This window comes from Klebsiella sp. CN_Kp106, assembly GCF_040064575.1.
Taxonomy (GTDB): domain Bacteria; phylum Pseudomonadota; class Gammaproteobacteria; order Enterobacterales; family Enterobacteriaceae; genus Klebsiella; species Klebsiella michiganensis.
Genome location: NZ_JBEAIG010000067.1, coordinates 26666 through 34130, shown reverse-complemented (window position 1 = coordinate 34130; position 7465 = coordinate 26666). Strand labels below are relative to the sequence as shown.

4 protein-coding genes are annotated in these 7465 nt (G+C 62.2%); 1 reads left to right on the top strand and 3 read right to left on the bottom strand.

Annotated features, from left to right (window positions below):
• A partial coding sequence (locus ABLU96_RS22100; protein WP_348862822.1) for a hypothetical protein occupies positions 1-386 on the top strand: 386 nt, incomplete at its 5' end.
• A 156-nt stretch (positions 387-542) separates the two neighbouring features.
• Here ABLU96_RS22100 and bcsC read toward each other — a convergent pair.
• Genes bcsC through bcsB form a run of 3 tightly spaced genes read right to left on the bottom strand, consistent with a single transcriptional unit; the run spans position 543 to position 7465 of the window.
• Entirely contained in the window at positions 543-4028 is a 3486-nt protein-coding gene (bcsC, locus tag ABLU96_RS22095) for a cellulose synthase complex outer membrane protein BcsC (protein WP_348862820.1), read from the bottom strand.
• Complete coding sequence (gene bcsZ, locus ABLU96_RS22090; protein ID WP_046876776.1) at positions 4010-5119, bottom strand: cellulose synthase complex periplasmic endoglucanase BcsZ; 1110 nt, start codon at positions 5117-5119, stop codon at positions 4010-4012. The genes bcsC and bcsZ overlap by 19 nt, the downstream gene beginning before the upstream one ends.
• A 3-nt stretch (positions 5120-5122) precedes the next feature.
• Positions 5123-7465 carry a cellulose biosynthesis cyclic di-GMP-binding regulatory protein BcsB gene (bcsB, locus tag ABLU96_RS22085; RefSeq protein WP_064406144.1) on the bottom strand — a complete coding sequence of 781 codons (2343 nt, stop codon included), beginning with the start codon at positions 7463-7465 and terminating at the stop codon, positions 5123-5125.

The window sequence follows — 7465 nt, the reverse complement described above, 5'->3', positions numbered from 1 at the left end:
AAATTGCCCGGCCTACACGTTCACAGCCGCCATCGGGACGCTTTCCCGGAGGCGGCGCAATGCGCCTGTCCGGGCTACAAAATCCGCAGGCGGCGCGGCCGGTAGCCCCGGTAAGCACAGCGCGACCGGGGAACATTCCCGGGTGGCGGCTGACGCCTTACCCGGGCTACAAAATTGCCCGGCCTACACGTTCACAGCCGCCATCGGGACGCTTTCCCGGAGGCGGCGCAATGCGCCTGTCCGGGCTACAAAATCCGCAGGCGGCGCGGCCGGTAGCCCCGGTAAGCATAGCGCGACCGGGGAACATTCCCGGATGGCGGCTGACGCCTTACCCGGGCTACGAAATTGCCCGGGCTACACGCTCACAACCACCATCGGGCCGGTAGCCCGGACAAGGCGCCCCTGGCGCCGCCTCCGGGATGCAGCGCGCTATGCAGCTTCCGCGCCACCGGAGGGGAAATCGGGCTGCCTGGCCGGAGGCAACGAGTATACGCGAAGAGCGCCGTGGAGTGGCGCCCTGTCGCATAATTCAGCCTAATCTGCTACCAGTCGGCATAAGGAACCAACGGCTGCGGCGGCATATCCATATCGCCCTGCCAGCCGGAAGCCGAATAGCGAACGTACAGCAGCGCATGGCTCGGGGTGTAATCCTTCGCCTGCTGGATATCCACCGCCGCCCCGACAAACCAGTTGCTGGTCACCCGTCGTTCAACCAGCGCCCGCGCGGTATAGCCGACGCCAGAACTGCTGCTGCCTTCTTCCGTGAGCTGGCTGGCATCATGACGATACTGCGAAGGAATCAAATTGAGCAGCGGATAGCGCGCCTCGGTTTTGGTGCGCGAGTGGGACCACGACACCGATCCCCCCAGCTCCCATGACCAGTTCGCCGTCCGCTGACGCCAGGTGACCGGCACCGAGAAGGAGATATATTCCTGCGGACTGTAGTAACCGCCCTGACCCAGCGTATAGCCGCTGAGATCCTTATCGTAGTGCCAGAGCATATTGTTCAGGCCGACGGTGACCCGGCGGTTATATTCGTTAACCACTTTATAGTAGTAGCCGGTCATCCAGCGCACGCGCCAGTTGTCGGCGACGTTTTTCCCGGTCAACTGGTCGACGCCCAGCGAAGACCAGACGCCGTTGGCCTCGCCTTTATCGTAGCTCAGACTCAGACCGCCGCCGTCGGCGCGCACCCCGCCCCAGGTCTTGCCGGTATGGCCGTCGTTAGGGTTATCCTTCTGCCCGCCAAAGGCCAGCAGCGAGCTGGAGATGGGGCGTCGGTGGAGGTTCACGGTGTAGCCCAGCGGACCAACGTCGCTGCTGTAGCTCAGGCCGCCCACCACATCAACGACGTTAAAGCCCATCGGCGTGGTGCCGATATCGCCGCTCCAGGTATCGTTCTTCCAGCCCACCGCGACGCTGGCGCCGCTATCGCTCTGATGTTTGCTGCCGCCGCTACAGGCGATTTCACCGCAGGTGCCCCAGCTCGGCGAATAGCTGCCGTCGCTGTTCGTCGAAAAACTCCCGGCATCCATATTAACCAGATCGGTACGGAAGAACATTCGCCCGTCGGCCAGCGGCGCATCCACATGCAGCATCGTGGTATGGGCTTTCAGGTCGGAATAGCCGCCGGTACCGCTGGAGCCCCAGTAATCATGTTCGAGGGTGACGTTAAGATCCTGCTGACGATAAAGATCCGCCGCGTCGCTGCGGATCCCGCGCTTCAGCCAGTCATCGCTGCTGTCGTTACGCGTCAGCCGCGTAAAGGTGTCGTTATCCTGCGGGCGCTCGCGGGCGACGCCGGAGGCCACCATTGCATCTTTATAGCCTTCCAGCGCCTGCTGCGGCTCGCCGTTCTGCGCCTGGAAACGCGCGGCGTCGCGCAGCACCAGCGCGCTTTCCATTGACGGCGGCTGCGCTTTCGCCTGCGGAACGATGCGGGCGAAGGTTTGCTGCGCCTGAGCGCGATCGCCCAACCCGGCCTGCGCCTGGGCGATACGCCGCTGCATATTGATAGAATCGATATCTTCGCCCTTGAGCTGCGCCACCTGGGCGCGGGCGGCGTTTTTATCGCCATCGGCAAGATACACTTCCGCCAGGCCCAGACGCGCATCGCCGTTGTCAGGCTGCTGCCCCAGCACCCGCTGATATTCAGCAATTGCCGTCTGGCTGTCGCCGCGCTGCTGCGCCCAGTCCGCCAGCGTGAGCGCGTAGCGCACCGACGTCGGCTGCTGGTTAATCAGGGCGATCGCCCTGGCTTCCTGGCCGCTATCGCGCAGCTGATTGGCCTGGCGCAACACGTTATCGCTTTGCAGGCGCGCCTCCAGCTCGCGAATATTGTCCGTCCACTGCCCGCGCGGCAGGGCGTTAATCTGCGCCAGCGCCATCTCATCCTGATTATTCCCGGATAGATAGAGGCCGTAGGCGTAAACCCGGTCGGCATCGCCGGGCTGGCGGTTGACCATCGCGCGCATGATGGCATCGGCTTCGCTGCGGCTGCCCGCGCTGACCAGATCCCGCGACAGGCGGTAGGCGATCCACACGCTATCCGGATCCAGCGCCAGCCGTCTGCGCTGCACTTCCGCCGCCTGCGCCCAGTTGCCCTGGCTCTCCAGCGCTTCGGCCTGTTTCTCCAGCCGATCGTTCGTCAGGCTGCGTTCAATATCATCAATGCTGCGCCGCTGGCCCGGCGACAGGCTGGCGATGTACGCGCTGGCTTTTTCCGGCGATTCGGCGCGATACAGATTCGCCAGACCGCGCACCGCCAGGGTGTTGCCGCGATCCATTCGCAGCGCGCGCTGGTAGTAGCGCTCCGCCGCCGCGTTTTCTTTACGCGCCGCCGCCACGTCCCCCAGCCCCAGCACCGCATAGCTGTCGGTATTGTCTATGCGCTGCGCCTGGGCGTAATGATTTTGCGCCTGCGCCAGCTGGCCGCTTTTGAGGGCGCTATCGCCCTGCTTAATCAGCAGCCAGTAGCGGTTAGTCTTGAGCAGGCTGTCCCACTTATCGCGGCTCGGGCTATCCGGGTCCATTTTGATGGCTTTACTCAACTGGGCAACCGCCCGCGCCCGATCGCCGCGCTGGGAGTACGCCTGCCCCAATGCGCCAACCGCGTCGCTGTCTTTGGCATCCGCCCGCACAGCCTGCTGCAAATCGGCCACGGCCACCGAACCTTTCCCGGCCTTCACCGCCGCCAGCCCCTCCGCGCGATCGCGGAACGTCGGGTCTTTTAGCTGCGTCTGCTGCTGAGCGAGCAGGACGCGGGCATTCGCCGAGGTGGAACCGGTGGGAAACTGCATGAGAAAGCGCTGCAGCGCCTGCACGCTGGCCCGGCTGACCGGCATACTTTTCACTTCGTTAAACCAGATGTCCGCCGCGATACCGCGGCCCGCCGCCGAGCGGGACATCTGCTCCAGATAAGCAAATCCCTCTTCCGGCTTATTATCGCCAAACATCTGTTTCGCCAGCGCCGTTTGCAGCGGGACGTTGCCCGGCAAGCGGGCGTTGAGTCTTTTCAGCTGATTGATGCCTTCGTTATGACGGGCGGGCAGCCGCGCCACCAGCGTCCAGTACTCAATCGCAGCGTCATCATCATCAGGAACGCCGTTAAACAGCTTCTCGTAAGCGGCAATGGCCTCATCAACCTTCCCGGCCACGCCCAGCAGACGAGCCTGCTGCAGCTCCTGGCGACCATCGCCGGTGCTGCTTTTCATTTCGTCACGCGAGGCTTTCAGCTCGGGCGATTCCGGCGCCAGCTTCGCCAGACGCTCCAGCTGCTGCTTCGCGCCGGCGGTATCGCCCTGGCGGAGAAGATAGCGCATCCGCGCGGCAACAACGTCCGGGTTATTCGGGTCGATCAATTCCAGGCGATAGAGCGACTGGCGCACCAAATCCTCACGTTTGCTGGCCTCGCCGAGGCGGACCTGCTCCAGTAGATGTTCCTGAACAGGCGTAGTCGCGGCGTGCGCCAGCGGCATCAGCGCGACGCCTAAGGAGAGGGTGAATAAGCTTAGTGAGAACTTGTGCATTCCTGGTTCCAGTCAGGCCGTAATTCGCCACCGGCGGTGAAGCGAAAACGGTGTTGATCCCATCCCTGGCCGAAAAGGGTCAGGACCGCGCTGTAGTAAGCATCCGCGCCGGGATAGTTATCGGCGACGCGCTGGCGCTGAATGGCGCGTGCATCTTCCTTCTGCAAGAAAGGCAGTAGCGCAGCGGAGAAGCCAACCGGACCGTTGCCGGTAGTTTTACCGGTCGCGATGTTGGTTTTTTCCGGCGGCACGCCCTGGTCAATCGTCTGGGTCGCCATCGGTTTAAAACGCGCCAGCAGGCGAGCTTTTTGCTTATCGCCGTCATCGAGCATACCGACCCACAGATAGACGCGAATGGCGTCATAGCTGCCGATAATGGGTTTATCCGCTTTCAGCTGCCAGCCTTTGCTTTTTTCGTAACGCACCCAGTCAGGCGAAAAACCTTTCGGCGCGGTTTCCAGCAGCAGACGCAGATTGCCGTCGCGTATCTTCGGCCAGGGAGCGCCAAACGCGGCAAAGTAGGTCGCCAGCTGCGGCGGCAGATAGCTGGGATTAAAACGCCAGCCGCGGTCATCGACGAAGCCGACTCTCCCCGGCAGAATCATCGGCCCCAGCCCCGGTACGGTGGCGACCTCTTCGTCGGCAATGCGCGCCAGCAGCGCCTTGCCCACCTCGGTGTACTGAGGCGTGTCCCACAGACGTCCGGCCTCCAGCAGCGCCCAGGCTATCCACAAATCGGAGTCCGAAGCTGAATTGTTGTCCAGCACCGTCCACTCGTCATCGCTCTTTTTCCCCCACAGCCAGCCCGGGAGATGCGCGCGCAAATCGCCCTCGGCAAGGTTGTTTTGCGTCCACTCGAACAGCTTGCGGAAGCCGTCGCGATCGTTAGCCGCCAGAGCAAAGAACAGCCCGTAGCTTTGCCCTTCCGAGGTGGTGATTTTTCGCGCATCGCTGGGGTCGATAATTCGCCCTTCGGCGCTGACATACTCTTTTTTAAACTGCTCCCAGGCCGGCCACTGGCAGGCGGCGCTCACCTGCGCCGCCGCCAGCATCAATACCGATAACACCACACCGCGCACCGCGTTCATCATCAATTACTCATCATCAAGGTCGAGGCGGCGACGGCTGATAATGCGCAGCATGCGCCATAGCACCCATGCCAGCAGGACGATGCTGACCGCGGCCAGAATAGCCAGCAGCACCGGATGGCTGGAGAGCGCAAACCAGATACGTTCGAACCACGGCAGGTGCCCGATATAGTAAATATCGCCCACCCTCAGGCTGTTGACGCCCGACTCACGAATGACCGCAACGGAACCAAACATCGCCGCGCGTTTACCGCTGTCGTTAAGCGCCTGGGTCAGCAGTTCGTTGCCGCGCGGGCTGTCGGCCAGCAGCGCCACGACGCTGCGCTGATCGTTGTACGGCGACTGGAAGCCAATAATCGCCGCCATCGGCCCGGTCGACGTGACGTCGGTGCGGGTATTCGGCGTTCTGGCCTCGGTATCGGGATAGATGCTGGCCAGATCGTAGTGGCGCATCGGCGTTTTCACCCAGCTTTTGGTCGCTTCAACCAGCAGGTTGATTTTCGTGTCGTCCTTCAGCGCCTGCGGAATGGAGCCAATCAGCAGCAGGTCGGCGTCTTTGTCCTTAATCTGGCTGCCGTCGTCGGTCATGCGCAGGTTAATGGCCGCCAGGCCGGTTTGCGCGCCAATGCCGCCGGCCGTCTCCAGCAGCGTGGCAACCTGGCCCTCGGTCGGCGATTTGGGCACCACGACCAGGGTATCGGCGAGATCGGCCATCCGGCTGTACGGGAAGCCCGCGTTAGCAAATACGCGCAGATCCGGCATCGCCATAAAGTGATAGTACTTCGAGAAATCGATGGTCGAGTCGTCGCCTATCACCACGTGGTTCTGCACCGGCTGGAAGGTAATACAGTTATCGATAGAACCGCCCGGCATCGGGTTCATATACTGGAAGTCGAAGCGCAGCTGATTCATAGCGCCGAGGCGCAATGCCGGGATCGTCACTTCCGTTTTGCCGTCCAGCAGCCCCTGCAGCACCGGCAGGCGCAGTATCAGCTTATTCACATCCTGCGAGCTGTTGAGGCTGAAAGACTGTAAGAACCGATCGTTCAGGCTGATATCCATGCGCGAGCTGTCCTTGATAGGCGGCATGGTGTAGCGATAGTTCAGGTTCATATCGATGCCGTTGGCGCGCAGCAGGTAGAGGTCCGGCGGCAGGTTCAGCGCTACGTTGATGGAGTCCGGCACCAGGCCGCTGGATTGCAGCTGCTGTTCGTAGGTTTTCAGCTCGGCAAAGGTCACCGCCCGATCGGTACGCACCCAGTTCGGCGCATCGTAGGGTTTACGCGCCTGCAGCTGTTTGACATCGTCAACCGTCACGCTGCTGCCGCGGAACAGAATATTGCCCTGGGCTATCCCCTTCGCCGCCTGCAGCAGGTCGTTGTCATCCCGCCCGAAGACTACCAGCAGCTTGACGTACGGATTATCCGGGTGGTCGATCATTTCAATCGTCGGCGCCTTAACCGGCGGATGCTCGCGCAGGAAGTCAGGGCGCTTATCGTTGGTCGCAAACACAATGGCGTTACGGTCCGGCAGTTGGTTGAACTGCACCGGGAACTGCTGGCCGCGCCAGCCCGCCTTGCTGCCGAACCAGGAGGCGACGATGGCCGCCGCCTGCTGCTGCAGGACATCCGGCGCGGAGGCGAAGACCATCGGCAGCGTCAGCTGGCGGTTATCGCGCGAATCGTAGAACGGTATCGGGAAATGCGAAAGATCGTTGCGCACGTTCAGCGACTGGTAGGTTAAATCCAGATAGCTTTCGCGACCGACGTCCAGCCACAAGGTGCTGCTGGCCGGGTTTTCACAGACATCGCGATAGTGGCCGACAAACTCAAGGCGCACGCGGTTAAAGTCGGTGATATAGAGCGGATCGATAGGGATCTGCGCGCTGACTTTTTTGCCCAACTGCTCTTTAGTGACCGGCAGCACGCCCATCAGCTCATCGTTAAGATACACCTTCAGCTGCGACTGCACCGGCAGCAGCGACGGAGAGGGCGTGTAGTCGAGATTCAGCAGCGCTTTTGCCACCACTTCATCGCTGCGCATGCCGAACTCGACCGACCCCTCGGGACGCGCGCCGCGCAGCACCATGCTGCCCGGAGGCGGGGCGATTTTGGCGAAGGTCAGCTTCACGTCGCGGGTCGGAGCGTTATCCAGCACCACCACCGGTGCTGCCGGATCGGCAAGCGTCGCCGTGGGCTGGCTGTCCGCCACCGTACCAGCGATACCGGGGACCGTCGTCGTCGGCGCGGCCTGAGTCGCCGCCGCCGTCGGTTCCGCATACGAAGCGAAGGGAGACCATCCGCTAATACCCACCGCTACTGCACAAATCAAAGAGAGTTTTCTGTTCAT

What these genes read in the sequence shown, in the direction of transcription:
- bcsC (WP_348862820.1), bottom strand. Translation starts at nt 4,028, where the DNA reads ATGCACAAGTTCTCACTAAGCTTATTCACCCTCTCCTTAGGCGTCGCG.
- bcsZ (WP_046876776.1), bottom strand. Translation starts at nt 5,119, where the DNA reads ATGATGAACGCGGTGCGCGGTGTGGTGTTATCGGTATTGATGCTGGCG.
- bcsB (WP_064406144.1), bottom strand. Translation starts at nt 7,465, where the DNA reads ATGAACAGAAAACTCTCTTTGATTTGTGCAGTAGCGGTGGGTATTAGC.